General features: G+C 61.4%; 2 protein-coding genes. One reads left to right on the forward strand and one right to left on the reverse strand.

The genetic code is table 11. The features are described 5' to 3' along the window. Positions 1-486 (forward strand): aldo/keto reductase (locus tag JP75_RS26090; RefSeq protein ID WP_280114013.1); only part of this gene is annotated, 486 nt, incomplete at its 5' end. Positions 487-571: 85 nt separating this feature from the next. Here JP75_RS26090 and JP75_RS24790 read toward each other — a convergent pair. Then, a partial coding sequence (locus JP75_RS24790) for an SRPBCC family protein (protein WP_035087963.1) occupies positions 572-1,010 on the reverse strand: 439 nt, incomplete at its 5' end.

Raw genomic sequence — 1,010 nt, forward strand, 5'->3', positions numbered from 1 at the left:
CATGCGGTTCAGCCAGTCGCAGCGCTAATATTCGCTCTGGACCCGCGAGCCGGAGAACGAGGTCATTCCGACCTTGGAGGAACTGGGGATCGGCATGGTGCCATTCAGCCCGCTCGGCAAGGCTTCCTGACGGGCACGATCGATGCCGGCACCAAGTTCGGTGACAAGGATATGCGCAACACGGTTCCGCGGTTTCAGCCAGAGAACCGGGAAACCAACCAACGCCTGGTCGATATGCTGCGCCGCATCGGGGAGGCGCATGGCGCATCGCCGGCACAGGTCGCCCTTGCCTGGTTGATGGCGCAAAAACCTTGGATCGTCCCGCTGTTCGGCACGCGCAGTATTCAGCGCTTCGACGAGAACATTGGCTCGCTCAATGTCCGCCTCTCGGAGAGCGATCTGCGTGAGCTCAACGAGAGCAAGACTACTATGCCGGTGGAAGGCAATCGCTATCCACCTGAGCATATGCGGCGCGTCGGCCTGTAGCGGGTTGAAGCAGGCGACATAACTCAGAACCCGTCGCCAAAGTGGCGCGGTGTTCGCAACCGCGCCTTTTGCAACGGCTCTCCAGTTACGCGCCGCCGGCGCTGAGGGTGGCGAGGAGTTCGTCGAGCTGCTCGAACTGTTCGGGCGTGCCTTCCATTCCACCCAGGGATTCATCGAGCGCTTCCTTGGTGGGGTAGACTTCGGTGAAGGTCAGCAGCGTCTTGCCGTCCTTTTCCACGAAAATCACCGTCGAGACGGCGCCGTTCTCGTCTTCCTCGTTAGTCCAGACGATCCGCGACGGTGGCACCACTTCGAGATATCTGCCGAAGAAGGCCCAGGTGTTTTCGGCGTCCTTGCCGAATTCGAGGCGGTAGGTACCGCCGGTGCGCACGTCCATCTCGCACGAGCGCAGCGGTATGCCAATGGATTTGGGCACCCACCAGCGCGCAAACAGCTCCGGATTGGTCCAGGCCTCGAATACGATCCGGGCCGGTGCATCGAAGATGCGCGTCACCACCATCTCG

Source organism: Devosia riboflavina, from assembly GCF_000743575.1.
GTDB lineage: Bacteria > Pseudomonadota > Alphaproteobacteria > Rhizobiales > Devosiaceae > Devosia > Devosia riboflavina.